The 23101-nt window shown below is 63.8% G+C and carries 27 protein-coding genes; 7 read left to right on the top strand and 20 right to left on the bottom strand.

Annotated features, from left to right (window positions below; genetic code table 11):
* Positions 1-7: 7 nt before the first annotated feature.
* The 4 genes from DFR24_RS04815 (at position 8) to DFR24_RS04830 (ending at position 2759) form a co-directional block, all read left to right on the top strand.
* Positions 8-1195: an alkane 1-monooxygenase gene (locus DFR24_RS04815; protein ID WP_133880185.1), complete on the top strand. Its 1188-nt coding sequence runs from the start codon at positions 8-10 to the stop codon at positions 1193-1195.
* A 2-nt stretch (positions 1196-1197) separates the two neighbouring features.
* Positions 1198-1377: a rubredoxin gene (locus DFR24_RS04820; RefSeq protein ID WP_133880186.1), complete on the top strand. Its 180-nt coding sequence runs from the start codon at positions 1198-1200 to the stop codon at positions 1375-1377.
* Positions 1378-1450: 73 nt separating this feature from the next.
* Entirely contained in the window at positions 1451-1615 is a 165-nt protein-coding gene (locus DFR24_RS04825; protein WP_133880187.1) for a rubredoxin, read from the top strand.
* A 124-nt stretch (positions 1616-1739) separates the two neighbouring features.
* Positions 1740-2759, top strand: a complete 1020-nt coding sequence (locus DFR24_RS04830; protein ID WP_162851044.1) for a helix-turn-helix domain-containing protein — start codon at positions 1740-1742, stop codon at positions 2757-2759.
* 522 nt (positions 2760-3281) lie between these two features.
* Here DFR24_RS04830 and DFR24_RS04835 read toward each other — a convergent pair.
* The 16 genes from DFR24_RS04835 to DFR24_RS04910 form a co-directional block, all read right to left on the bottom strand.
* Positions 3282-4256, bottom strand: a complete 975-nt coding sequence (locus DFR24_RS04835) for a LysR family transcriptional regulator (RefSeq protein ID WP_133880189.1) — start codon at positions 4254-4256, stop codon at positions 3282-3284.
* Positions 4253-5185 (bottom strand): FAD-dependent monooxygenase, encoded by a 933-nt coding sequence (locus DFR24_RS25525; RefSeq protein WP_162851045.1) that lies wholly within the window; start codon positions 5183-5185, stop codon positions 4253-4255. Before DFR24_RS25525 ends, DFR24_RS04835 begins: the two co-directional genes overlap by 4 nt.
* Before the next feature lie 182 nt (positions 5186-5367).
* Complete coding sequence (locus DFR24_RS04845; protein WP_133880191.1) at positions 5368-6003, bottom strand: hypothetical protein; 636 nt, start codon at positions 6001-6003, stop codon at positions 5368-5370.
* A gap of 192 nt (positions 6004-6195) precedes the next feature.
* Positions 6196-6510: a non-heme iron oxygenase ferredoxin subunit gene (locus DFR24_RS04850; RefSeq protein ID WP_133880192.1), complete on the bottom strand. Its 315-nt coding sequence runs from the start codon at positions 6508-6510 to the stop codon at positions 6196-6198.
* A gap of 76 nt (positions 6511-6586) precedes the next feature.
* Entirely contained in the window at positions 6587-7402 is an 816-nt protein-coding gene (gene hcaB, locus DFR24_RS04855) for a 3-(cis-5,6-dihydroxycyclohexa-1,3-dien-1-yl)propanoate dehydrogenase (protein ID WP_133880193.1), read from the bottom strand.
* A 13-nt stretch (positions 7403-7415) separates the two neighbouring features.
* Positions 7416-8012 carry an aromatic-ring-hydroxylating dioxygenase subunit beta gene (locus tag DFR24_RS04860; RefSeq protein WP_133880194.1) on the bottom strand — a complete coding sequence of 199 codons (597 nt, stop codon included), beginning with the start codon at positions 8010-8012 and terminating at the stop codon, positions 7416-7418.
* A 13-nt stretch (positions 8013-8025) separates the two neighbouring features.
* Positions 8026-9384, bottom strand: a complete 1359-nt coding sequence (locus DFR24_RS04865) for an aromatic ring-hydroxylating dioxygenase subunit alpha (RefSeq protein ID WP_133880195.1) — start codon at positions 9382-9384, stop codon at positions 8026-8028.
* Positions 9381-10010, bottom strand: a complete 630-nt coding sequence (locus DFR24_RS04870) for a 2-hydroxychromene-2-carboxylate isomerase (protein ID WP_281280140.1) — start codon at positions 10008-10010, stop codon at positions 9381-9383. The genes DFR24_RS04865 and DFR24_RS04870 overlap by 4 nt, the downstream gene beginning before the upstream one ends.
* Before the next feature lie 2 nt (positions 10011-10012).
* Positions 10013-10843, bottom strand: coding sequence for a DODA-type extradiol aromatic ring-opening family dioxygenase (locus tag DFR24_RS04875; RefSeq protein ID WP_133880197.1), 831 nt, complete (start codon positions 10841-10843; stop codon positions 10013-10015).
* A gap of 25 nt (positions 10844-10868) precedes the next feature.
* Entirely contained in the window at positions 10869-11141 is a 273-nt protein-coding gene (locus tag DFR24_RS04880; protein WP_133880198.1) for a hypothetical protein, read from the bottom strand.
* Between the two features lie 31 nt (positions 11142-11172).
* A complete protein-coding gene (locus DFR24_RS04885) occupies positions 11173-12108 on the bottom strand; it encodes a dihydrodipicolinate synthase family protein (protein WP_133881466.1) in 936 nt (311 codons plus the stop codon).
* Between the two features lie 109 nt (positions 12109-12217).
* Positions 12218-13669 (bottom strand): aldehyde dehydrogenase, encoded by a 1452-nt coding sequence (locus DFR24_RS04890; protein ID WP_133880199.1) that lies wholly within the window; start codon positions 13667-13669, stop codon positions 12218-12220.
* A 186-nt stretch (positions 13670-13855) separates the two neighbouring features.
* On the bottom strand, positions 13856-14851 hold the full coding sequence (locus DFR24_RS04895; protein ID WP_210772451.1) for a PdxA family dehydrogenase: 996 nt from the start codon (positions 14849-14851) through the stop codon (positions 13856-13858).
* A 5-nt stretch (positions 14852-14856) separates the two neighbouring features.
* A complete protein-coding gene (locus DFR24_RS04900) occupies positions 14857-15369 on the bottom strand; it encodes an aromatic-ring-hydroxylating dioxygenase subunit beta (protein ID WP_133880200.1) in 513 nt (170 codons plus the stop codon).
* Positions 15369-16703 (bottom strand): Rieske 2Fe-2S domain-containing protein, encoded by a 1335-nt coding sequence (locus tag DFR24_RS04905; RefSeq protein ID WP_133880201.1) that lies wholly within the window; start codon positions 16701-16703, stop codon positions 15369-15371. The genes DFR24_RS04900 and DFR24_RS04905 overlap by 1 nt, the downstream gene beginning before the upstream one ends.
* Before the next feature lie 16 nt (positions 16704-16719).
* Complete coding sequence (locus tag DFR24_RS04910; protein WP_281280141.1) at positions 16720-17856, bottom strand: alkane 1-monooxygenase; 1137 nt, start codon at positions 17854-17856, stop codon at positions 16720-16722.
* Positions 17857-18129: 273 nt separating this feature from the next.
* Here DFR24_RS04910 and DFR24_RS04915 point away from each other — a divergent pair, with 273 nt between their 5' ends.
* Positions 18130-19065 carry a LysR substrate-binding domain-containing protein gene (locus tag DFR24_RS04915; RefSeq protein WP_407075110.1) on the top strand — a complete coding sequence of 312 codons (936 nt, stop codon included), beginning with the start codon at positions 18130-18132 and terminating at the stop codon, positions 19063-19065.
* Between the two features lie 121 nt (positions 19066-19186).
* Here DFR24_RS04915 and DFR24_RS04920 read toward each other — a convergent pair whose 3' ends face one another.
* On the bottom strand, positions 19187-19702 hold the full coding sequence (locus DFR24_RS04920; protein WP_133880203.1) for a winged helix-turn-helix transcriptional regulator: 516 nt from the start codon (positions 19700-19702) through the stop codon (positions 19187-19189).
* Positions 19703-19805: 103 nt separating this feature from the next.
* On the opposite strand from DFR24_RS04920, the gene DFR24_RS04925 reads away from it, so the two are divergent.
* Entirely contained in the window at positions 19806-21146 is a 1341-nt protein-coding gene (locus DFR24_RS04925; RefSeq protein ID WP_133880204.1) for an OmpP1/FadL family transporter, read from the top strand.
* 212 nt (positions 21147-21358) lie between these two features.
* On the opposite strand, the gene DFR24_RS04930 is transcribed toward DFR24_RS04925, so the two are convergent.
* Together DFR24_RS04930 and DFR24_RS24685 are read right to left on the bottom strand one after the other, a co-directional pair.
* The gene (locus tag DFR24_RS04930) at positions 21359-22135 is read right to left on the bottom strand and encodes an SDR family NAD(P)-dependent oxidoreductase (RefSeq protein ID WP_133880205.1); all 777 of its coding nucleotides are present in this window, start codon (positions 22133-22135) and stop codon (positions 21359-21361) included.
* Positions 22136-22152: 17 nt separating this feature from the next.
* On the bottom strand, positions 22153-22302 hold the full coding sequence (locus DFR24_RS24685) for a hypothetical protein (RefSeq protein ID WP_210772450.1): 150 nt from the start codon (positions 22300-22302) through the stop codon (positions 22153-22155).
* Here DFR24_RS24685 and DFR24_RS25290 point away from each other — a divergent pair.
* Positions 22280-22432 carry a helix-turn-helix domain-containing protein gene (locus DFR24_RS25290; RefSeq protein ID WP_366518901.1) on the top strand — a complete coding sequence of 51 codons (153 nt, stop codon included), beginning with the start codon at positions 22280-22282 and terminating at the stop codon, positions 22430-22432. The genes DFR24_RS24685 and DFR24_RS25290 overlap by 23 nt on opposite strands.
* A 144-nt stretch (positions 22433-22576) precedes the next feature.
* On the opposite strand, the gene DFR24_RS04940 is transcribed toward DFR24_RS25290, so the two are convergent.
* Positions 22577-22942, bottom strand: coding sequence for a hypothetical protein (locus DFR24_RS04940; RefSeq protein ID WP_133880207.1), 366 nt, complete (start codon positions 22940-22942; stop codon positions 22577-22579).
* Between the last annotated feature and the right edge of the window lie 159 nt (positions 22943-23101).

Raw genomic sequence — 23101 nt, forward strand, 5'->3', positions numbered from 1 at the left:
ATCCGAGATGAGCAATTCCCCCGCCGCTGCACCTGCGGAACTCACCAGCTATCGCGACGACAAACGTCACTGGTGGTGGCTACCCCTCTTTGTCGCCATCTCCCCCGTGCTCGGGATCTATCTGACAGCGGTCACCGATCGCCCCAGCTGGTTGTGGATCACCCCCGTTCTTTGGTACGTCGTGCTGCCGATCGCCGACTGGTTGGTCGGGCGCGACAGCCGCAATCCGCCGGATGTTGCGGTACCGAACCTAGAATCGGACGGGTACTACAAGTTCTTGGTCTACGCCTCCATCCCTCTGTTCTATCTGACGTGGCTCGTGGGCGCCTGGGCTGTCGCGACTCAGGCCTACAGCTGGGTCGGATATTTGGGCGTGAGCCTCGCGGTGGCGTTGACCAACGGCTTGGCACTGGTCGTGGGCCACGAGATCGGCCACAAGACCACGCGCTTCGAGAAGCGCCTTGCCCAGATCGTGCTCGCGGTGCCCGCCTACGGCCACTTTTCCGCCGAGCACAACCGTGGGCACCACAAGGATGTCGCGACCCCCGATGACCCGGCTTCTTCCCGTTTCGGCGAGACGCTGTACGGGTTCGTCTTGCGCGAAATTCCAGGCGCACTCGGGCGCGCTTGGCACGACGAGAAGGTTCGTCTCCATCGCCAGGGCAAAGGTGCCTGGAGTCCCTCCAATGAACTGCTGCAGTCCTTCGCGATCACGGCGGTGCTCTACGGGACAGCCCTCGCGCTTTGGGGTGTCGTCTTGATCCCGTTCCTGCTGATCTCGACGTTCTGGGGCTGGCAATTCCTGTCGACGTCGAACTACATCGAACACTACGGCCTGCTGCGCCAGAAGCTCCCCGACGGACGGTTCGAGCGCTGCCGCGCCGAACACTCATGGAACGCAGACCACGCCATCTCCAATCTGATGCTGTACCACTTGCAGCGTCACTCGGACCATCACGCGCGTCCCACGCGCTGCTACCAAGCTCTCCGCAGTGACAAGGCGCCCGAACTGCCCTCGGGCTACCCACTGTGTTTCACCCTGGCGTATTTCCCGCCACTGTGGCGCGCCGTGATGGACAAGCGCGTGCTCGAGGTCTACGGCGGTGACATCACCCGCGTCAACATTCAGCCCAGCAAGCGCGCCGAGATCCTCGCCAAGTACGGGGCCGCCAACATCAGTGCGGTCGGCGCCTAATCATGGCTCGGTATCGTTGTCCGAGTTGCGGTTATGAGTACGACGAGCAAAAGGGTGACGCTCACGAAGGGTTTGCACCGGGCACGCGATGGGATCAGGTGCCCACTGACTGGGCATGCGCCGATTGCGCCGTACGTGACAAGGCCGATTTCCTGAAGGTCGAAGAGGCGACGAGGACCTAGCCTCGCTCCTCTGAAGGTGTCGCCGACAAGCTCGACCGCGCACCGAACCGAACAGACCGAGGTTATACGTCGTATGAAGAAATGGCAGTGCGTGGTGTGCGACTTCGTCTTCGACGAAGCTCTCGGCGTGCCGGACGAAGGGATCCCCGCAGGGACGCGCTGGGAAGATGTTCCGGAGTCATGGACCTGCCGTGATTGCGGTGCGCCGAAGTCTGATTTTCAGATGGTCGAACTCTAGCGGCACTGTCAGGAACGAATAGATCGTCACCTCGTCGTCCTTCTCGCAATGAGGAGGAGATTAAGTGACGATGCCAAGGGTTGCCAACGAGCAACTCGAGCGAGCAGTAGGAAGGAGGTGGAGGATGGATACTGCGACGGGACCGCGTTGCCAAATCGACCCGCGCGCGCATCGAGACGCATTGACCGTCCCGGGACCTCAAAAGCTCGAAGGCTTTTCAGTCTGGAAGGATTTCGTTCACGATCACTTCCCTTGGCTCGAACATCGCAATCACTGCAGCGGGCGCTTCAGCGCTCGTGTCACTACCCACCGCGTTTGCTCATTCGAGTTCGCCACGATTCAAGCGAGTGCCAGCGAGGTGATCAGAACGCGACATCTTGCGGAGGCGGCCGAGAACGGCTTCGTCAAGCTTCTTTGGCAGAAGTCGGGAGCTCTCTTTCTTGAGCAGGACGGCAAGCACTGCTCGCTCGAACCCGGAGAGTTTGCGGTGTGCGACACCGTCAGGCCCTATCGAGTAGGGCTCAGCGACGCAGCCACGTTCGCCGTGCTCATGCTACCGCACGACTCGATCTCGGGATGGCATTACCTCAGCTCGAAAGTATGCGGAACGAAATTGACCGACGTTGCTCGTCCCAAAGTTGCATTCGAAGCGCTGACGACGCTGGTTGGGCTTCCGTCGGAGACGATACGGGATGAAGGCGAGTCCGTCTTGCAAGCAGTGCAATCGCTACTGTCGGCTTCCATCCAACAGGCCGGCGGGGTCTCAAGCGATGCATCAGCCAGAGACGCCAGACTCCATAAGGCCAGACGCCACATCGTCGAGAACATCGGCAATCCAGGCCTTGGCCCCGACGACCTGGCGACGACGCTCTGCATGTCGAGACGTGCCCTCTACCTGCTTTTCAAGGGGCACCAGATAACGCCGGCAAAGATGATTCACGATATCCGTCTCGAGCGCGCCCATTGTTGCATCGATGACGAGCGTAACGACCATCGGAAAATGACCGATATCGCGCTCGATCTCGGATTTTCCGACTACGCGACCTTCTCCCGACTGTTCCGCGCACGTTTCGGCGTGACCCCGAGCGAGCATCGGATGCGTAGGCGGTTCGCAAAGAGTCCCCCCGTCGTCCCAAACGGGTAACTGTCTGACGTAAGATCGTGGAATTGAGAAGTTGGTCTCGCTGCGAGTCACCTGGTTTACGGTAGGCGACCGCTTCCCGCTGGCGGCATAGAGCTAGATCGGCGGCCGTCCGTCCCCGCTGACTAGCGAGTCAAGTTCACAAAGTTCTGCCTCATGATGGCAGATGTGGTTCATGCGCTACTCCACTGGATCACGCCCCGCTGTAGGTTGGTGTCAATGGCGAGATTGAGCAGCACACTCACCTAGCCGCTTCGCGTCCTGAAGCTCGTTCGAATCGCCCTACTGCCCCTAAATCGCAGTACTGCTTCCAGACCGATCAGCTTTCCTTTGTTCTACGACCCATGGGTTCGCGAGGCATTGACTACTTTCGATGACATCTCTAGCGACAAGTGAAAACGCAGCATGTTCTGGAACGGACGGCCTAGGTGGAATTGACGGGCGTGTCGACGGATACTCTTTTTTACTCGCGAATAATAGGTATGGAGCGGAACCAGCTGCCTCGGTGTCTCCGGCGGATGCGCGTCAACGCAAGCCAGACGGACTGGATTCTTCCTTCTCGTCCATCACCTCTCGGAGGATGGCCCTCATCCAGGTGAGATCCTGATGGTCGGATCGATTCTTGTGCCAGATCATCGCGACGTCCAGAGAGGGAATGAAATATGGAATCGCGAAGATCTCGATGTCGAACCAGGCCTGGTGATGCTCGGCGAGCCGCCTGGGCACGACACCGAGCAGGTCGGACCCCTGGACGATCTCCGGAATCAGCGTGAAGTACGGGATGTAGTACTTCGTTTTCTGGACCAGCCCCTGCTCGGCGAGCGCTTCCTGCTCGACGGTCGGCGTACCGTCCGTCCGGCAGTACATGACGTGCGAACGGGACAGGTACTCCTCGAGTCCTATCGTGGTGGAACCATTTTCGACCTGCCGCGCCCGGATCCCCACCAGATGGTCCCGCATCAAGGGCTGAAAGCAGAAGTCAGGATCCAGATGATCGATGCCGCATGCCAGCAGGTTGGCGTGCCGGGTGGGACAGATGATCAGATCGAGGGAGCCGAAACGAAGCTCTTTCCCGGACGTGCCCGGCGTAGGCAACATCGACACGCTCACCGACGGTGCGATCCGCAACAACTTTCTCGACAGCTTGTTCGTCACCATCACGGCAACGTAGTCCGCCGTCGCGATCCTGAATCGACTCTCGGCCTTGCTCGGATCGAACGCAATCCCGCTGACCATCTGATCCGTGAGCCTGACGATCTGAGCGACCTCGGCGGTCAACCGATGCGCTTTCTCGGTGAGCACCATCGTGCGACCGCTCCGAACCAGCAGTTCGTCCTTGAACAGGATGCGGAGTTGGCCCAGCGATCCGCTGACGGTGGACTGGGTCAGGTGCAGGCGGCGGGCGGTCTCCGACACGCTCGCGCAGTGGAGCAGCTCATACAGGATCGGAATCAGGTTCAGATTCAGCGAGCGGAGGGTGTGCAATGCATCTGCCGTCATCGGTCACCTCGTCCCGCTAGGAGCACTCGCGCGACCTTATCCCAGCCCCCAGGTGCGGGGGAATACGCCCGAGAGCATCGGAGGCACCGGGCGTCGGCACTCATCCGGCTCGGGTCACTCCACGGCACCGCGACTTCGGGGCAGATAACGGCTAAACCAGTTCGCCGACGCAGAAAAGCGCCATGTGCTTCGCCGCAAGCCTGGAGTGGTAATCGCCGAACTTCGCTGTCGCGTCGTTGCCGGCGTACATGCGCGCCACGAAGGGCCCACCGGGGTGGCGGTCCTTCCGCTGGCTGAAGTCGTAGACCTTGCCGCGGATGATGATCCAGCAGTCCTCGAAGCTGGCGTGCTGCGCCACTTCCCTCGCGCGTGATCTTGCGATCGCCCTTGAGCGAAACCGGCAGCAGCCACAGGTTCTGCGCGATGTCCTTGCGGGTCTGCAGCGATCCCGAGCGCGAGCGGAAATCCCAGGGCCCTAGCTTTCGCGCGGGCAGCTTGTCGCCGATGTTCCGCGCGTCGAAAGCGTAGATCCAGTTCATGTCGTTGCAGGCGCGCTGCTCGTGGCTGAAGAACGGGTAGTCGCGCTCGTCGACGGTCGCGAGGATCGCCCGGCGTGCAGAGGAATCGTCGGGCTCCAGGTGCTTGAACAGGAACTTGGAGCCGAACTGGAAACGCGTGGCGCGGTAGTGGCGCACGCGCTCGTAATGCAGCAGTGCGGAGTACGCGTCCTCGCGGTGTGGCTGGAAAGCCGTGCTCAGCGCGGCACCGTCCTCGAAGCTCGGCGTGGCGGCCTGGCTCATCGTCGGCAGCGTCGGGTGTGCGGCGTCACCGAGCAAGCAGATGCGGCCGTCGGTCCAGTGCTCGAAAGCATCGCGGTCGTAAAGGCCCCACTTGGTCGGCTTCTCGATGCCGCCGACCACGGCCAGCACAACGTCCAGGTGCACGTCACCGGCAAACGCGGAACCCATGCGTTCCTGCATCCCGGCAGGATCGGCCGCAAACACCAGTCGCCCTCGTCACCCTCGAACTCGGCCTAGTCGGGTTCGTAGTAGGCCGACCAGCTGTTGAGCAGTTCGCCGCCGCGTACCCAGTAGGTGAGCGCCGAGGCTCGCTAGGTCTTGCGCACGTCCATGCTGAAGCTGTCGATGGGATTGTGGTCCATCGGACTGCCGTCGGCCTTGCGCAGGCGGGCGACCTCGGCGCGCGGGATCAGGCCGCAATAGCAGGTCACCCGGTCCAGCGACGCTTCGAGTTGTTGGGCCACACCTGCTTGACCACTTCGGAGTTGATGCCGTCGGCACCGATCAGAAGTCTCCGGTGGCCACGCTGCCGTCGGCGAAACGGGCGGTGACGGTGCCGGCGCCTGGCTCAGGCCCGTCAGACGCTGGTTCATGTGCACGCGGATCGGGCAGCCCACTCCTGAGTCGGGCCCCAGTTCCAGCACCCGCTTGTACAGGGACATCAGCAGATCCATCCGGTGCATGTGATGGAAGCCCGCACTGTCGTCGGCGGCGGTGTTGCGATCGATGGGCTTCCGCAACACCGTGCCGTCGGAAAAGATCGCGCGTCGTGCGTCGAGGATCGCGGCGCGGCCTCCGTCGATGGCGCCCTGCGGACCCTTGGGGTCGCCACCATCCAGATCGATGCCGAGCCACTTGCACAGCCGCGCACCATTGGGCGCGATGTTGACGCCGGCCCGGCCGTGCTCGGCACTCGGGTTTGCGTAGACATCGATGCAAGTGAGCACTCCAGCTTCGCGCAGCTCGATCGCTGCGAAAAGCCCCCAATGCCTCCGCCAACGATCAGCGTTCGCATCTCACTCTCCGTTCGTGTGCAGCTCCATGGGCCATCTCGCGGCTGTAAACATCCACGCAAAAGCCAGAAAGGCGAAAAACGCGAACTGGATTGCGCGGTCTCTCGTTCACCAGTCTCTCTCGCGTTATTCGATATCGACGTAAAGATCTTCACCGACGGCCGTGACGGGATAGGTCCGCAGGGGCGTCTTGCAGGGGAACTCCAGCGCGGCTCCCGTGCGGACATTGAAGCAGCCCCCGTGCAGAGGACATTCGACCACATCGTCTTCGAAGAATCCGTCCGTGAGGATGGCGAACTGGTGCGTGCACAGGTTGCTGGTGCAATGGATCTCGCCGTCGATGTTGAATGCGGCCAGCGGCGGAACGCCCGCGATATCGACGCGCAGCATCTGTCCCGGTTCCACGTCGCCGCGTGCACACAACCGGACTCGACTGCTCATTCCGATGACTCCACGACGTTCGTAGTGCGCCTAGAGGCCCTCGGGGAAGCGGCGCCTGACCGATCGAGAAACGACATCAGAGCGCCTCCCCTCCCCGCACGTTCACGATGCCGCGCACGCCCAGGCCGCCGTCGGTCTGGATGATCGCGCCCGTGATCGGTCCGGCATCCGCAGCGGACGCCAGCAGCACGTAGGGCCCGCAGTAATCCTCGGGTTTCGGAGCGATCTGCAGCGGCGTGATGTCGCGCAGCATCTGGTCGAGGCCGTCGATGTCCGCAAGCGACTGAGAGTGGGTGCCGTTCGACTGCAGACCGCTCAGGTTGGTCTTCATGCCACCCGGCGCCACGCCATTCACACGCACCTTGGGCGCCAGCTCGTGGGCGAGTTGCTTCACCACACCGACCAGCGCGTGCTTGGATGCGGTGTAGATCGGGCCGCCGCCGCCGGGGTAGAAGCCGGCGTTCGAGATCGTGAAGATGATGCTGCCGCGGCTTTTCACCAGTTCGGCCAACGCCGCGCGCGCGCCGAGCAGGCCGCCCTTGACGTTGACTGCGAGCAGTTCGTCGAACGCGGCTCCCAGCCGATCGCCGTCGTACTGGGACAGCGGCTGGAAGAAGTCGAAGATGCCCGCGTTGGCGATGAAGGTATCCAGGCGTCCGAAGCGCGCGACGGCTTGCTCCACCGCACGCGCGTTGTCCGCATAGACCGTGACGTCTCCGACGATCACTTCGATCGCCCGGCCGAAATCGGATCGCAGGGTCTCGGCACGCGCGGCGCTCGATTCGAGCACCGCCACCCTCGCACCTTCGCTCAAGAAACGCTGGACCAGCGCGCGACCCAGACCGGAACCTCCACCGGTGACCAGGACCACCGCTTCCTTCAATCCGCTCATCGCTCGACTCCGTTCAGAGGAACAGCAGCAGGTTGCGGCCCGCGATCGAGCGCTCGTCGAAATCGACGCGGCGATCCACCAATCGCAAGCTGCCGGCGGAGCAACGACGCACGCGGTCTTCGCGGCAGCAGGTGAACTGGTCGATCTCGTAGGCACGGCGGCTGCGCTGCACCAGGACGTTGGAGCGCACCAGGCGTTCGTCGTTCCTGCCGGTCAGGAAGACCTCGATGTTCGTGACGAGCCGCCGGTAACGTTCCGGCGGATCGGTACGCCACTGCATGCCGGAGTTGAACTGGTCGACTCTTGCCTTCAGGAAGGTGAAGTCGTCATTGAAGATGAACATCTCGCTGGGAGCGTTGTAGCGGCGTTCCTTGCGATAGCGCAGTTCGCGGCTGGCGACCACGTAGCGGATACCGGGATCGAGGACCTGTTCCAGCCATTCGGAGAACTGCTCGGTGTCCAGCAACCGCGCCTCGCGGTGCAGCAGGCGCTCGACCTCGCGGCACGCCGCGTCCTCGAGGCAGACTTCGAGCTTGCCGAAGTCGATCGGCGCGGGAACGCTGCGCGAAGCGGCTGCGGGAGAATCCGTCGCCAAGATGTGGTTTCCCATGTTGCGATCCTCCTCAGGCTGCGACCGGTTCGCCGATCAGCCCGGAGCCGGCCTCGGTCAGTTCTCGCTTCCAGCCGGCATCACCTTTTTTCATGTCGGCCCAGGTCGCGGCGTTCATCGTCTCCTGGTAGAACCGGAAGTAGCCGCGGTACGAGGTCTCGCCGATGGCTGATTCCCCGACCACTCCCGGAAGCTCGGGATCCTCGCGATCGCCGCCGATCCCCATCTGCGCATTCAGCGAGCCCTGCCGCGTCATGTAACCGCGCGACAGCTGGGACTCCGATTCCATGTTGTCGTTGTCGTCGGCCTCCCAGTATCCGGCGACCCCGAACGTGCGATGCATCGAGTCCGCGATGCGCTGTTTCAGTTCCGTCGGCATGTCCTTCTCGACGATCGCCCACGTGAAGCATTCCGTGCGGTTCGGACCGTGTGGTTGCCAGACCTTGAAGAGATTGGAGCCCCACAGGTACGTCGTGTTCGGGAATACCGAACCGTTGATGTGCGAGCCGTAATAGCGAGCGCGCAATGCGCCGTACGCCTTTTCGATCGCTGGCCGTTTCTTCGCCTGCCAGGCGAGGATCTCCTGGGCCAGCGGCATGTCGTGAGAGCCCGGGTTGGTGTCATAGAGGATTCCCAGCCCGTGACCGTAGCGCGTCGTCACCTGCAACCCCGCGCCCTCGGGTGGCAGGCCCGCGTTGCCCGACATCGGCGCCAGCATGCCGCCGCCCGCCTTCAGAGCCGCGGCGTGCGTCCATCCGACGTGATACGCATCGCCGACGAAGTTCTCGCTCGGCGCTTTCCAGTTGCAGTGAACCATGGAGCGGCTCGGAGGGCCGAGCAGCTCGACACCGCCGTTGGCCTCCATCCAGATATCCAGATACCACCGCGCATCACCGAGATAATCGGTCAGGCTCGGCGCGGCTGCATCGAAGCAGCCGTAGACGAAGCCGTGATACGAGGACACGCGCGCCACCTCGCGCAGCCCGTGCGTGGACTTGTCGAGCCGGCCCTTGTACAGCTCCTTCTCGAAGGGGACCGAGGTGAGCGCGCCGTCCGTCCCGTAAGACCAGCCGTGATAGTTGCAGACGAAGCTGCGCGCATTGCCGGCTTCCACCGGGCAGACGCGGGCGCCACGGTGGCGGCAGACATTGAGGAATGCCTTGATGCTCTTGTCCTTCTGCCGCACCACGATCACCTCGTCCTGCCCCATGCGCGCGGTGACGAAGTCGCCGGGATTGGGGATGGCGGCCTCGTGGGTCAGGAACAACCAGCAGCGCGCGAAGATGCGCTCCATCTCCGCGTCGAACACATCGCGGTCGTGATAGATGCGTGCGCTCTGCAGGCCACGCTGAACGTCGATCAGCGGTTTCATTCTCGTTCTCCTCCATCGTTCCGGGTTGCCGCCAAGTGTTCCTCCAGGAACCCCAGCCGGTCGTTTCCCCACCACATCTGTTCGTCGAGCATCATCGTTGGGGCGCCGAAGACGCCCCGTGCATGCGCGTCGCGGTTATCCAGCGCATAGCGTTCGCGTGCTTCCGTCGATGCGGTGAAGGCGAGGAACGCGGCTGCGTTCCAGCCCATCGCACGCGCGACAGCAGAGATCAGCGCCTCGTCGCCCATGTCGCCGCCCTGGCCCCAGGTCGGCAGCCACGCGGCGCGCAGGTATTCCGCTTCGGATCCGCGATCGGCGGCGTAGTAAAGGCCCAGGTTCAGCCGCTCGGATTTCAGCGTCTTTGGAAACACGAGTGGCACGCCGTAACGGCGCGCCCATCGCTTCATGTCGGTCACCAGGTATCGCAACTTCACCGGGATGCTGACGTTCGGCGGCGCGGTGTTGCCCGCGGCCAGCTTCGCTGCCGGCAGATCGATCGCGTGGTAGGCGATCCGAAGACCGTGTCGATCGGCCAGGGCTGGGAGCTGCGTGTGCGCGAGGTAAGCGAACGGGCTCATGAAATCGAAGTAGAAATCGATGAAACGAGAGGGATGCGCGTGCTCCACGGTCAGTGCACCCGCTTGAGTTCCATGAACCCGAGACCACTGACCCATTCCGGCACGGACTCGTAGGCGATCGTCTCGCCGCGGACATCGCGCATCGCGCCCATCGCGCACAGGAAGTTCTTGATCTCGAGCCCTCCGTTACCTCCGTCCCGCATGATGTCCTCGTCGCTCAGCGCGAGCAGCGCATCGACATCGCCGTTCTCCACCAGGGCCATCACCATCCGGTCCCAGGATTCATTGATCCGCCCCATCTGCGGCGTGCCCGGCCAGTGGCTGATCCCACCGGTTCCGTAGATCGCGACGCGTTCGTTCCCTTTCCATGTGGACACGGCGTCGCCGATGAGCCGGCCGATGTCGTACGCGCGGCGGCTCGGGATGACGGGTTCCATGCCCGAGTTGATGTAGACGGGGATCGTGCGGACGCCATCGACGGGCCGAACGGCGTAGTGCACGGGAATCATGATCGAGTGATCCGCCAGCAGCGTCCTCGACACGCTCCAGTCCACGCCGCCCTTGATGCCGGCGTCGAGGATGTGTCGCGCCAGCGGCTCGTTGTTCTCGACCCTGGCCCGCGGCATGCCGAGCCAGGACTCCTTCGGGCCTACGACGTCGCCGATCGCGATCATGGCCGTGGGCATGCATGAGGGTCCATTGACCGTCGCGTGGTCGTCGCCGATCACGATGACGGTATCGACGTTGGCGGCGCGAATCCTGCCGGCGATCTCCTCGAACGCTCCGAGGCAGGCGTCCCGTTTCGCAGAGGGTGCGGCCATCGTAATCGCGCTGATCAGCGGATCGTGCGGCATCAGGAATCCACAGACGAGTTCTGCCATGACGGCTCCTTGGTCGTTGACGTTTCTAGGTGGTCGCCGGTGAAGGCGTGTTCATGCGTCGCATGTACTCGCCCACCTGGTCGAAGCCGCTCAGCGCGATCCAGCTGACGAACAGCAGCATCTGGTCGGCGCCGCGATCCGCCATCGCGCGAACGTCGAGCGACTTCACCAGCTGCTGTTCGTCCGGGGTCAAGGGGTAGTCCTTCAGCGCCAGGTCCGGATCGCTGCGAAAGCGGTCGGCGCGCAGCGGATCGTGGTGCATGTCCCACAAGGCGCTTTCCATCGCGTGCGTGCTCATCGGTGTTTCGCTCCTCGACGTCTTCGAAGGGTCAGGGCTGCTGGCCGTACTTCACATGGAGGTCCGCCCAGGCCTGGCCGGAGGCCATGGCGCCGTCCAGGTACGCAGCAGGAACCAGGTGATACGGAGGACGGCAGGGACCTGCGTGCAACCAGCCCGCCTGGTTCATGCGCGCCTTTTCGATGCCGATGTTGTATTTCGAGAACTCGGAGAAGTCGCCGCGCGGGAACAGCGTCGAGTCCGCCTGACGCATGTCGTCCGAGATCCGCTTGGCGAGCGACCAGTCGCCCGAACGCTTCGCGCTCGCCACGGCGTCGCGCAGCGCGATGGCGGTGGCAGGCCCGCACATGGCGCCGCTCGACCAGAACGCCGTCATGCGCTCCGGTGCGATGCGCGCAGCGGCGTAGTAGTCGTCTTCGTGCGGCAGAAAGCGGATCGAAGGAGCGAGCGCCAGATCCAGATCGAGCATGCCGATACCGAGATACTTGGCCGTCACGACCTGCGGGATCCGAGACACCTGCGCCCAGAAAGGACGAGGAAAGTCGTACTTGAAAGCCTCCGGATTCGCGTACACAGCGATCGCGATGTCGGGGCAGGCCTCTGCGACATCCTTGTAGAACTGCACCGCTCCCGGAGTCTCCATGCGGCACCACATGGGGACGCCGAGCATGGTTCCCGAGACGCCCATGTCGTGTGCGGCGCGGGTCTGTCGCACGACCTCGCGCGTATTCAGTGCTGTCGTGCCGCAGAAGTACGGCACTCGCCCCCTGGCGACCTCGACGATGGTCGCCATGAACGAGCGCTTCTCGTCCCAGGTCAGCGTGGCGCATTCGCCGAACGTGCCGTTGCTCAGAATGCCGTTGACGCCCGCCTGGATCAGGCGCTCGACGATCCTCGCGGTCTCGTCCAGGTCCACCGTGTTCTCCGCGCGCCAGTCATCGGCGTTCGGCGTGGCGGGCGTGGGCATGATCACCCACGCGCCGTTGATGTCGTCTGCTTGGATCCGGGCTTTCAAGTGGGTTCGTCCGAATGAAAAGGCGTCGCGATAAGGAAAGGAGAAGCGGCGGGCGCGCCGCCTAGAACGGATACGGCTGGTTCGATGGCTCGATCGTCAGCCACTTCAGCTCCGTGAATTCGTCGATCACGGCCCGACCGTCGAAACGGCCATAGCCGCTGTCCTTCATTCCACCGAACGGTGCCTGCGCCTCGTTCTGCACGGTCGCACCGTTGATGTGGCAACTGCCGCTCTGGAGCTGCATCGCCACTTCGATCGCGCCGGTCACGTCGTGGCTGAAAACCGAGGCCGCGAGGCCATATGCCGTGTCGTTCGCGATGCGGACGGCGTCGGCGGTGTCACGAGCCCGGATCATCACCGTGATCGGACCGAAGGTCTCCGCGTCGTAGATCGCCATGTCGGCGGTGACGTGGTCGAGCACCGTCGCTGGCATCGTCGCGCCGTCGGCGCGACCGCCCACGATGAGTTCGGCGCCCTTGGCAAGAGCATCTTCGATCAGCGCATTGATGCGCGCGCCGCTCTCACGAAAGGCCATGGGACCGATCACGCACGAGGGGTTCTGCGCCGGATCGCCGCATGGCAGCGCACGCACCTGCTCGGAGAGCCTGGCTGCGACCTGATCCGCGACCGCGGCATCCACGACGATGCGTTCGGTCGACATGCAGATCTGGCCTTGATAAAGAAATGATCCGAACACTGCGGCGCGGACCGCGCCGTCGATATCGGCGTCCTTCAGGATGATCAGCGGAGACTTGCCGCCGAGTTCGAGCAGGCATCGCTTGAGATGAACCGCCGCCTTCTGGGCAATGATGCGTCCGACGCGCGTCGACCCGGTGAAATTGATCCGCCGGATGGCAGGATGACCGATCAGTTCATCGATGACGTCGGGCGCATCCGAAGGCGCGGTGGTGATCAGGTTGAGCGCACCCGCCGGAAGGCCGGCAGCGTGAAGGATCTCGACGAGCAGCGCATGCGTCCGCGGACTCGTCTCGGAGGCGCGGAACACCACGGTGTTGCCGCAGACCAGCGGATACGCGAGGGCTCGCGCAGCGAGCACGACGGGCCCGTTCCAGGGTGCGATGCTCAGGATGACGCCGACCGGTTGACGGATGGTCATCGACAGCGCGCCAGGCTTGTCGGTGGGAATGGTCTCGCCCTGGATCTGCGTCGCCAGGCTCGCTGCTTCGCGGAAGAGGTTCGCGGTCAGACCCACGTTGAAGCGCGACCATAGCTCCGAGGCGCCGACTTCCAGTGCCATCGTGCTCACGAACTCGTTGGCTTTCTCCTCCACCAGATCGGCCGCGCGAAGAAGGATGCGCCGACGCGCGGTGGGTCCCGTCTGCGACCACGTCGCGAAGGCGCGGCTCGCGGAGTCGGCGGCGGCTCGTGCGTCGGCAATCGTCGCCGCCGCGATCGTCGTGATCAGGCGGTCGTCCGTCGGGTGGCGCCGCGCGAAGGTCTTGCCTCCGCCCGCTGCCCGGGCCGCGTTATCGACGAAGAGCAAAGTTTCCATGGGCGCGTATCGGTGAAAAAGCCGGTCTGCGCTGGATCATATTCCCGGATCCAACGTACGAATAACAGTTCCTTCTGATGGGAACCATCGGCGACGCCGATGGACCGATGCGAGTATCGAGAGCGCGATCGACATCAAGATCGGAGCGGCGTCGCCACTGCAGTCGGACACCATCGGACGGTCGCTCTATCGGGGTACGCGGTCTTGCTCGATCATCGCGAAGCCCTTTCCGATGGCCAGGCTCGCCGCGTCCGCGATGGCGTTGAACATCATCGAAGCATCCGCCGTACCGGTGCCCACGATATCGTGCGCCGTGCCGTGCGCGACGCTGGTGTGGACGTACGACGGTCCGAGGAACAGCACGCAGTTGCCGGAGAAGCCCCAGGTCTTGATCGGGATATGGCCCTGATCGTGATACATCGCCACGACCGCGTCGTAGTGGCCTTCGATGCACTGGCGGAAGACGCTGTCCGGACTGACCGGGCCTTCCACCGAGATGCCCTCGCCGCGTGCACGCGAGACGGCAGGTGCGATCGAAGACGTCTCCTCGTCGCCGGCCGCGTGGGGATTGAATCCCGCCACGGCGATTCGCCCCGCGCCCACGCCCCACGCGTGCAGCGAGCGCGACAGACAGACGATCAGGCGATGGACCGCTTCGGCGGTGATGGCCGCGGACACGTCGCGCAGCGGCATGTGATCCGTCAGGTGCGCGATGACCAACCTTCCGGATCGCAACAGCAGATAGGCCGGGTCGTGGGGGCTGTAACTCGGCACCGAGCCGAGCGTGCCGGCCAACTGCATCGCCTTGCCGCTGATGGGACCCATCACGCAGGCGTCGAGCTTTCCGTCGCGCGCGAGGCGGTCGAGGTGATCGATCCACGCGCCTGTAGCCGCGCCGCCCACCGCGAGGTCGCCGCGGTAGCAGGTGGGGTCGCCGTCGTAAGCGGCAGACTCGAGCACGTCGATGACGCGCTCGTCCGGGTCGGTGTCGTGAGGACCGGCCGCGGATCTGACCGCGAGCCCCGGCGCCGCCACGCGCACCGCCTGCTCGACCACGGCGCGACTGCCGACGATCAGCGGTCGGCAACGCGACTTCAGGCGCCCCGAGGCCAACGCCTTGATCGTCACTTCCGGTCCGATCCCGTTGGGATCGCCCGTCATGATTCCGACGGTGGGCAGCACGGGCTTCAAATGCTGTAGATGTCCAGCACCGTCGGGATCAGGTCGTTGAGCACGAGGATCTTCTTGCGGCGGATTTTCCAGCCGGTCGAACCCGGGGCGAGCACGTACTCGGCGTGACCGAAGAACTGCGTCTGCTCGCCCTTGCGGAACAGGTGGACCACCCAGCGCGTGCGGGCGATCACGGTGCCGTCGGCCTGCGGCAGCACACGGATGTTGCTGACCATGTGGCAGGTGCGCGGCAGCGGCGTGGAGGCCGAGGAGCGGCCCGTACGCAGACGGAACACGCGGTCCTCGAGTCCGGCGCGGCCGTTGTAGTAGATCAGCGACATCTCGCACTGCGGGTCGGACGTGGTCTCGTACTCGGAGTCCCATGCGGGCACCCAGTACTCCACGGTCTCCTCGTGCAGGCCCAGCCACGTGTCCCAGTCGCGATCGTCGACCGCCTGCGCCTCGCACGCGAGAAAGTCGGTGACGTCGCTTCGCAGTGCGACCAGGTCCAGGGGCGGTGCGCCGTCCATCAAGCGATCCCGGCCAGCGCCGGTGCCATCAGCTCAGCCCAGCGACGGTGCTGCGCGAGGAAGATGCCCTCGTCCTCGACGCGCGCACCGGAGCGCGACGGGTTGATGCCGAGCGCGCGGGCACGCTCATCGGGACCAGCGGTCTCGTGCGCCGCGCCGCGACTCATCTCGCTCCAGCGGATCACGCTGCCGTGCCGGCTGCCGCCGTGCGATTCCTCGAACTCGGTGAGGTCGTCGGGCGTCGCCATGCCGCTGGCGTTGAAGAAGTCCTCGTACTGGCGGATGCGATGCGCGCGTGCAGACCGCTCTTCGCCGATCGGTGCGAAGCAGAAGATCGTGACCTCCGTCCTGTCCACCGCCAGCGGCCGGAACATGCGGATCTGGCTGCTCATCTGGTCCATCAGGAACACGTTGGGATAGAGCAGCATGTTGCGCAGCCGGCCTACCGTCCACGCCGCGCGCTCCGCGCCCATGTCGCGGGCGAGCTCCTCGCGCCGTGGCCACAGCGGGCGCGCTTCCGGGTTGCTCCAGTCAGACCAGATCATCGTGTGGCCGTTGCCGAGTTCGTAGAAGCCGCCCGCGGAGTTGGGGATTCCGCCCGCGTTCATCGCCCGGGTCTTCTCGCCCGCGGTCTTGGAGCGCGCACGCTGCTTCATCGTCGCGACGTAGTTCGCGTGCACCGATCCGACGTGATAGCCATCGACGCCGTTCTCGGCCTGCAGTTTCCAGTTGCCGGCGTAGGTGTACGTGGAGCGTCCCTTGAGGATCTCCACGCCGTTCGGTGCCTGGTCGACGACCATGTCGATGAAGGCCTTGGCGTCGGCGAGGTAATCGACCAGTGCAGGCGCAGCCTCGTTGAGCGTGCCGAACAGGAACCCGCGGTAGTTCTCGATGCGGACCTTGCGCAGGCCGAGCTTCTTCTTGTCGAAGCCGGGCGGATAGCCCGCACCGTTCTCCGCCATCGGCGCGGCCAGGTTTCCATCCAGGTCGAACGACCAGCCGTGGAACGGGCAGTTGTAGTCGCGTGCGCTCCCCTTGGACATGCGGCACAACGTCGCCCCACGGTGCGTGCAGATGTTCACCAGGCAGTTCAACTGCCCGGACTCGTTGCGATTGACGATGACCGGGACGCGGCCGATCCAGCCCGTGATGTAGTCGCGCGGCTTCGCGAGCTGGCTCTCGTGTGCGAGGTACACCCACACCTTCTCCCAGATGTGCTTGAACTCCTGCTCGAAGAGTTGGGGACAGGTGAAGATGCGCCGGTCCACCAGGCGCACGCCGCCCTCGCCTTCGACGACGAGTGGGTCGGACTCGATGGAGCGCAGATCGTTCATGCACGGCTCCGCTGGGTCAGGCGCGCGCCGTGACGGATGCGGTCGCGGCGCCGCCGTCCTCGAGCCAGAGCGGCCATCCGGCGCGCGCATTGGCGGCCATCGCGAGCTTGCGCTCGGCCGGCGTCGCGAAACGGCGGTCCCAATCGCGCAGCCGAGGCTTTGCGACCCATGCGAACCAAAGCGGCGGCACCAGTCCCAGCAGGAAGCACAGGAACAGCGAAGGCATCTGCGGCGCCTGCGGTTCCGGTGGCAGCTCGTAGAACCGTCGATAACTGTCCAGATGGTGGTGGATGTGGTTCGTGATCTCCACGCCCAGCGGACGCACGACCGGCCCCAGGTGATTCCACGCGTGATGCAGCTGCACCGGCGCCCCTTCGACGCGCAGCAGGCCGTAGTGCTGGAAGTAGTTGAATCCCTCGACGAGCGCCTTGCCGATGAACATCGCGCCCATGCAGATCAAGGCCGCCACCGGCCCCGCGAAGACCGCGCACAAGCCGGGTGGCAGTGCGAGCAGCGCGAGTTGCTGCCACAAGCGATTGCGCAAGCTCCATGCGCTGCGACCGCTGCGACGCAGATTACCGGCCTCGCAGCGCACGGCATCCGCGTAGGAGCCGAAAGTGGCGCGCCACACGAAGGTGTAGAGGATCTCGCCCCGATACGGTGTATCGCAGTCGCGCGGCGTATCCAGGTGGATGTGATGCGTCAGCACGTGGCCGACGTCACGGTTCGGATCACCGTAGAACGTGCTCGCAAGCTGGGCCATGCGGCGCGGAAACCAGTGGCGCCGATGCATCAGCTCATGCGCCACCGGCAGGTTGGGTACCGCACTGAGCCAACCGAGCGACAGCAGGCTGCCGACGATCTGCGATGCGGCGCCCGGGCCGGTCAGCGGGTTCAGTCCGCGTTGGACGGAGGCAGCGAACGCAGCGTAGAGCGCAACGATCAGCGCCACGTGCAAATACAGCGCGAGATCCGCCAGGAATGGAACGACGCGGTGCCGCCGCGCCTCGTCGCGTGGGAGTACCACGTCGAACAGCAGCAGCACCGGAAACGTCGCGAGTCCCAGCCACACCGCGTTGCCGCCGATCAGGAACCCGATCACTCCGCACAGCGTCGTCGCCGGGACCAGGTAGTAGCGCAGGGTATCCAGCATCGTGCCTCCAGGGCCGCGTGTTCTTCGTTGTCGTCGCACAGCGACCACAGGCATCGATGTGCCCTGTGATTCGCCAAGCTTGCGCACGCTGGATAGACAGCTCAACGAGAAGCGATGCTGCCGATCCAGGCGTCCCGACGTCCGCTGCGTCATGGCGTGATCAGAATGGTGCTGCACCCTTGGAGGGTCCAATACTATTTATCCGGCCCCACCGATACTGATGTAGCATCGCCGCCGAAATGAGCGACTGCCCAGGGTGATCCGGCGATGCGCGTGAACGCCATCGAGATGCGTCTTCTGCGCGATTTCGTCGCCGTCGTCGAGCAGAAAAGTTTTCGCGGGGCCGCGTTGAAGCTGCATGTCTCGCAGCCTCCGCTCACCCGACACATCCAGCAGCTCGAAGAGGCCTTGGGCACGAAGCTGCTCATCCGCAACGCGCGCGGCGTCGAGCTGACCGATGCCGGCGCGATTTACTACGAAGACGCCAAGAACATCCTGGCGCTCAATGCGCAGGCCGCGGAACGGGCACTTCTCGCGGGACAAGGACAGGTGGGGCGTATCGACATCGGCGTGTTCGGATCCGCGATGTTCGACACCATCCCGAGGATCATCCGGGCGTTTCGCGCGCGCCATCCTCGTGTCGAAGTCGCGATGCACAACCTGGATCGGGACAGTCAGACCCGGGCGCTGAGGGATCGACGAATCTCGGTCGCGTTCAATCGTCTCTTCGCCGATGAACCCGACCTTCGGCGGGAAGTCGTCCAGACGGAGCGGCTTCATTTCGCGCTGCCGGCTCATCATCCGCTGGCAGCCCGCGCGGAACTGGGCCTGAAGGATGTGGTGGATCAGACCCTGATCCTTTATCCGCACATTTCCAGACCGAGCTTCGCCGACTACGTGCTGCGATTGTTCCACCAGCTTGGAATCCAGCCCGGCACCATCCACGAGGTCGACGACCTGATGACGGCGCTTTCGATGGTTGCAAGTGGATTCGGCGTCACGCTGGCAACCGATTCGGCGTGCAACCTGAGGCTGCCTGGCATTCACTACGCTCCGATCCGCAAGGCGGACAAAGCGGAGTTGGATCTCACGATCGTCTACCGCGCGGGCGACTCTTCGACGTTGCTCGCAGCCTTCCTCGAAGTGGTGCGCGGGCTCTCCGCGGAGCAGCGCTCATCGGCGAGACGATCCCGTCGAAAATTCAGATAGGACTGATCGCAGGCGCCGCAGTACTGCTCGCCCTGTCGGCGAACATCGGACCCGGTCGCTTCCTCGAGGTGCAAGCTGTCCACAGGGCGGAACTGACCACCGCTCGAATTGCGCGCGATCCCTAGCGCTGCGTCCCGCTGCCCGGACGAGCGGCTCGCATCTGCCCGTCCGTCACAGGAGCTGGCCGGTTTCCTTTCGTGTTCTGCTTCTGCCTGCTCGCGAGGACCCGGTGCAAGTTGATCTCGATCCAATCCGCCAGCGAGCGGACCTTCACCGCAGCTTCCACTCCGAGGTCGGTCAGGCTGTACTCGACATGCGGTGGAACGACGTTGAAAGCCACGCGATGTATCAGGCCGTCGGTCTCAAGCCACTGCAAGGTCTGCGTCAACATCCGCTCGCTGACGCCGCCGACGGAGCGGCGCAGTTCGCTGAATCGATGAGTTCTGCCTTGCAGGACGATGAGAATGAGAACGCCCCAGCGACTGGTCACGTGTTTGAGAACTTCCTGCGAGGGACACTCCTGAGACAACACGTGGCCGCGTTGCGCGGAGAGCACGGTGCCCGGCCGTGATTGTTTTCGGGCGAGGTATGGGGAGGCAGAAGGTAGGACGGATTTAGAGCTGGTACTTACTTTCATGTACGTACTTCCGAAAAGTGCGTGCCGATCGTAGATTCCGCGCCGCACCCAGTGCAACGCGAAACACGGGGCATCCTTTCCGACAAACCTCTCCGTATCCGACATGAGCAGCAATGCGCGATTCCTTGGCCGCACCGTCGTCGTTGCTTCACTGCTCGTCAGTGTCTTGATCTCGCGCCCCGTAAATGCGGGCGGTGGCTACTTCATCCTGGGATACGGTCCGATGGCGGGCCAGTCGGCCGGGACATCGACGGCGATCGGCTTCGACAGCTTCGCGGGCGCCAGCAATCCCGCCAAGTTGTCGATGACGAACGATCGGCTGGATCTTGACGTCATCCTGTTCAATCCTTATCGCCGGATCTCGCGTTCCGGAGCGGAGGATGCCGATTACGACTTCACGGCCACCAGCAAGAACTCGCTCTTCGTCCTGCCCGAAGCAGGCTATTCCCATCGGCTCAATGACCGCCTCAGCTTGGGTATCTCGCTGTACGGCAACGGCGGTCTGAACACCGAGTACCACGGTGACACCGGCGTGCCGGGCAGCAACCGGAATCCTGACGCGTGCGGCGAGCAGCCGGGCAATTTCTTCGGCGGCTGCGGAAGGCTCGGCTTCGATCTGTCTCAGGTCATTCTCGCGCCGACGCTCGCCTGGACGATCTCGGACCGATACAGCTTTGGCATCACCCCGCTGCTGGCGTTCCAGCAATTCAAGGCGTACGGCCTGCAGGCATTCCAGGCGATCTCCGCCAGTCCAACCCACGTGACCAACCAGGGCTACGCTCGTTCATTCGGCGCCGGCGCGCGCGTGGGCCTGTTCGGACGCGTGACGCCTTGGCTGGACGTCGGAGCCGCGTATTCCACCAAGGTATTTTTTCAGGACTTCGACGAATACCGCGGCCTGATCGCGGACTACGGTTCCTTCGATATTCCTGCGAACTTCAGCGTCGGCTTCGGGCTCAGGCCGGGGGGCGGCGTGACCATCGGCGGTGACGTGCAGCGCATTTTCTTCAACAACATTCCGGCGCTCGCCAATGGTGTGTCCAACTCGGTGAGCGACCCGCCCAACGATCCCTTCGGTTCCCGCAATGGCACCGGCTTTCACTGGGACAATGTCACCACCTATCGCTTGGCATTTGCGTGGACTGCCACCGAGCGGTTGACGCTGCGGTTCGGCGGTGCGTTCGGGCATCACCCCACCAACGGAAATGATGCGAATTCGACCAGCCTCAATCTCTTCGCACCAAACGCAAAATGGCAGGGGACCGTGGGCGGAAGTTGGGCGCTCTCGGCGTCTAGCGAAGTCCACGCCGCGTATGGCCGGTACATGGTCAGCGACATCGACGGAGATTCAGCTACAGCCGCACTCGGCATTGGCGGCAAGGAGTCGATCGACCCTCACGTCAACACGCTCCTCATTGGGTATTCCCATCACATTAGAAAATAGCAGCGAGGCAATTTCCACGGCGCAGCGATTAGGAACCGGCCCTGGACCAAACGGGTGATTTCCGCCCGCGACGCGCAGGCGAAGGGGTCGACGGCTGGAACGGACTGATTTCCGCTGTTGTCTACTTTCGATAAGGGCAAGTTATCGAGCATCCACGCGGCGTCGCTGACCTAAATCTGCGTCGAAGACAGGCAGCGGTACAGCACCTGTCCTCAGGTCAGCAGCACGACATGCGCGGCATCGACTGGCAACACTGCGCCGTTGATGTAGGACGACGCGCCGCTCGCGAGGAGCAGTAGCGCGCCGTCCAATTCGTCGACGTTCCCCGCCCGCTTCGGCGGCAGGCCAGCCTGGATCGCCTTGCCTGCGTCAGTTGCAAACACGTCGGCCGACATCTCGGTGTGAAAGTAGCCGGGCGCGATCGCGTTGCATCGGATCCCGTGATCGAGCAAGTCAGCCGCCGTCTGCTTCGTGAGGTGGTTGAGGGCTGCCTTGACGCATCCGTAGGGTGTAAGGCCTCGCATCACGCCCATGCCCGTGATGGAGCTGATGTTGACGATGACGCCCGGCTTCTTCGCCTCGATGAGGCGCCGACTGAACTCCTGCGTCATCCGCATCGTCCCGGTCATGTTGACGTTGATCAGGTTCTGCCAACTGTCCTCGTCGATCGTCGGAATGGTTTCGAAGCTCAGCTGACCCGCGTTGTTGATCAGCACGTCAATCAGGCCAAATGCCTTAGTTGCGGCCTCGAACCCTTCGGTCACGCTCTTGCGATCGGCGATGTCGATCTGGACGGCTGATGCATGTCCTCCCTTGCCGCGGATGTCGGTGGCGACCTTCTCGATTCGATCGATACGTCGCGCCGCGCAGATCACTTTCGCGCCGGCCTTAGCCAACGTGCGGGCGAAGCGATCTCCCATCCCTGACGCGGCGCCGGTCACCAGCGCCACGCGTCCCTTCATCGAGAACAACTCGGCAATCTCATTCATTGGAACGGTTCCTCTAGTTACTCGATGCCGCGGCGGGTGACGGAGTCGGCACGGGCACGCAGGACTTGCTGCCGCTGTTCGGCGGACACCTTGGGTGTCGAGAGCAGCAGGTGCTGTCGCACGTCGGAGACCTTGACCCGCTTGATGGTCGGTATCGGAGTGGTCACCGACGTCGCATTCGCCTTCGGCTTTAACGACCTTTCCCACTTCAGCCGCGTATTCAAAAAAGCCTTCACCGTCTCGCCGCAGAGATTCGCTGCGGACGTACGCTCGAGGATCTCCCGTCCAGAGCACTAGCAGCGCGACGAAACGACGCTGGGCGTATCCGGAGCGGCCGAGCACGCCATCGATGTGGCTGTAACCGACCCCCCAAAAAAAGGACGGCCGATCGGGTGGCGACCGGCCGCAGAGTCCGATGGAGGCAGACTAAAAACGTAAGACTCAGACCGCTCCGAGGCGCGCGATGGCCGCCTGAGTCAGGAAGGTGTCATACACATTCTTCTCGCCGCCCTCAGCCTCGGATACTTCGTAACGGCTCTTGTAGCCACCCGAGATCTGTTTGACCTGATGGAATGCGGACATGCGGTTGGCCTGATAGTCGTAAAGGTGAACCTGCGTCCAGCTCCAATGCGGCTTTCCTTTGCGATCCAGATTGCTGACATCGCCTTGCACCTGAGGGCCAAAGCACGGATCGATCTGCTTCCACAGCTGGCCGGCCGTCGCCCCGGTCCGATCTGTTGCGCAACGCGGCTGCGACGCGGTACCAACAGCAGATATTCCAGCCAGGCCGGCTGCGCTCGCCACCATGCCTCCCCATCAAGCGTGAGAGCCACTGACTCCCGGTCGCCGTCCTGGAAGCGCTTCAGTCGGTCCGTCTGCGACAGCCGAGTGATCGCGCCGTGCAGATCCGGCGCCCGTATTCCGTATTCGCTCCAGCGACGTTCGATAGCCCTGACATCGACCCGG

Origin of the sequence: Panacagrimonas perspica, assembly GCF_004364935.1 — a bacterium.
Classification (GTDB): Bacteria; Pseudomonadota; Gammaproteobacteria; order Nevskiales; family Nevskiaceae; genus Panacagrimonas; species Panacagrimonas perspica.

Bases quoted from the DNA above. Each gene is read 5' to 3' on its own strand.
- DFR24_RS04815 (WP_133880185.1), top strand. From the start codon at position 8: ATGAGCAATTCCCCCGCCGCTGCACCTGCGGAACTCACCAGCTATCGC.
- DFR24_RS04820 (WP_133880186.1), top strand. From the start codon at position 1,198: ATGGCTCGGTATCGTTGTCCGAGTTGCGGTTATGAGTACGACGAGCAA.
- DFR24_RS04825 (WP_133880187.1), top strand. From the start codon at position 1,451: ATGAAGAAATGGCAGTGCGTGGTGTGCGACTTCGTCTTCGACGAAGCT.
- DFR24_RS04830 (WP_162851044.1), top strand. From the start codon at position 1,740: ATGGATACTGCGACGGGACCGCGTTGCCAAATCGACCCGCGCGCGCAT.
- DFR24_RS04835 (WP_133880189.1), bottom strand. From the start codon at position 4,256: ATGACGGCAGATGCATTGCACACCCTCCGCTCGCTGAATCTGAACCTG.
- DFR24_RS04850 (WP_133880192.1), bottom strand. From the start codon at position 6,510: ATGAGCAGTCGAGTCCGGTTGTGTGCACGCGGCGACGTGGAACCGGGA.
- hcaB (WP_133880193.1), bottom strand. From the start codon at position 7,402: ATGAGCGGATTGAAGGAAGCGGTGGTCCTGGTCACCGGTGGAGGTTCC.
- DFR24_RS04860 (WP_133880194.1), bottom strand. From the start codon at position 8,012: ATGGGAAACCACATCTTGGCGACGGATTCTCCCGCAGCCGCTTCGCGC.
- DFR24_RS04865 (WP_133880195.1), bottom strand. From the start codon at position 9,384: ATGAAACCGCTGATCGACGTTCAGCGTGGCCTGCAGAGCGCACGCATC.
- DFR24_RS04875 (WP_133880197.1), bottom strand. From the start codon at position 10,843: ATGGCAGAACTCGTCTGTGGATTCCTGATGCCGCACGATCCGCTGATC.
- DFR24_RS04880 (WP_133880198.1), bottom strand. From the start codon at position 11,141: ATGAGCACGCACGCGATGGAAAGCGCCTTGTGGGACATGCACCACGAT.
- DFR24_RS04885 (WP_133881466.1), bottom strand. From the start codon at position 12,108: ATGCCCACGCCCGCCACGCCGAACGCCGATGACTGGCGCGCGGAGAAC.
- DFR24_RS04890 (WP_133880199.1), bottom strand. From the start codon at position 13,669: ATGGAAACTTTGCTCTTCGTCGATAACGCGGCCCGGGCAGCGGGCGGA.
- DFR24_RS04900 (WP_133880200.1), bottom strand. From the start codon at position 15,369: ATGGACGGCGCACCGCCCCTGGACCTGGTCGCACTGCGAAGCGACGTC.
- DFR24_RS04905 (WP_133880201.1), bottom strand. From the start codon at position 16,703: ATGAACGATCTGCGCTCCATCGAGTCCGACCCACTCGTCGTCGAAGGC.
- DFR24_RS04910 (WP_281280141.1), bottom strand. From the start codon at position 17,856: ATGCTGGATACCCTGCGCTACTACCTGGTCCCGGCGACGACGCTGTGC.
- DFR24_RS04920 (WP_133880203.1), bottom strand. From the start codon at position 19,702: ATGAAAGTAAGTACCAGCTCTAAATCCGTCCTACCTTCTGCCTCCCCA.
- DFR24_RS04925 (WP_133880204.1), top strand. From the start codon at position 19,806: ATGAGCAGCAATGCGCGATTCCTTGGCCGCACCGTCGTCGTTGCTTCA.
- DFR24_RS04930 (WP_133880205.1), bottom strand. From the start codon at position 22,135: ATGAATGAGATTGCCGAGTTGTTCTCGATGAAGGGACGCGTGGCGCTG.
- DFR24_RS25290 (WP_366518901.1), top strand. From the start codon at position 22,280: ATGGTCGGTATCGGAGTGGTCACCGACGTCGCATTCGCCTTCGGCTTT.
- DFR24_RS04940 (WP_133880207.1), bottom strand. From the start codon at position 22,942: ATGGTGGCGAGCGCAGCCGGCCTGGCTGGAATATCTGCTGTTGGTACC.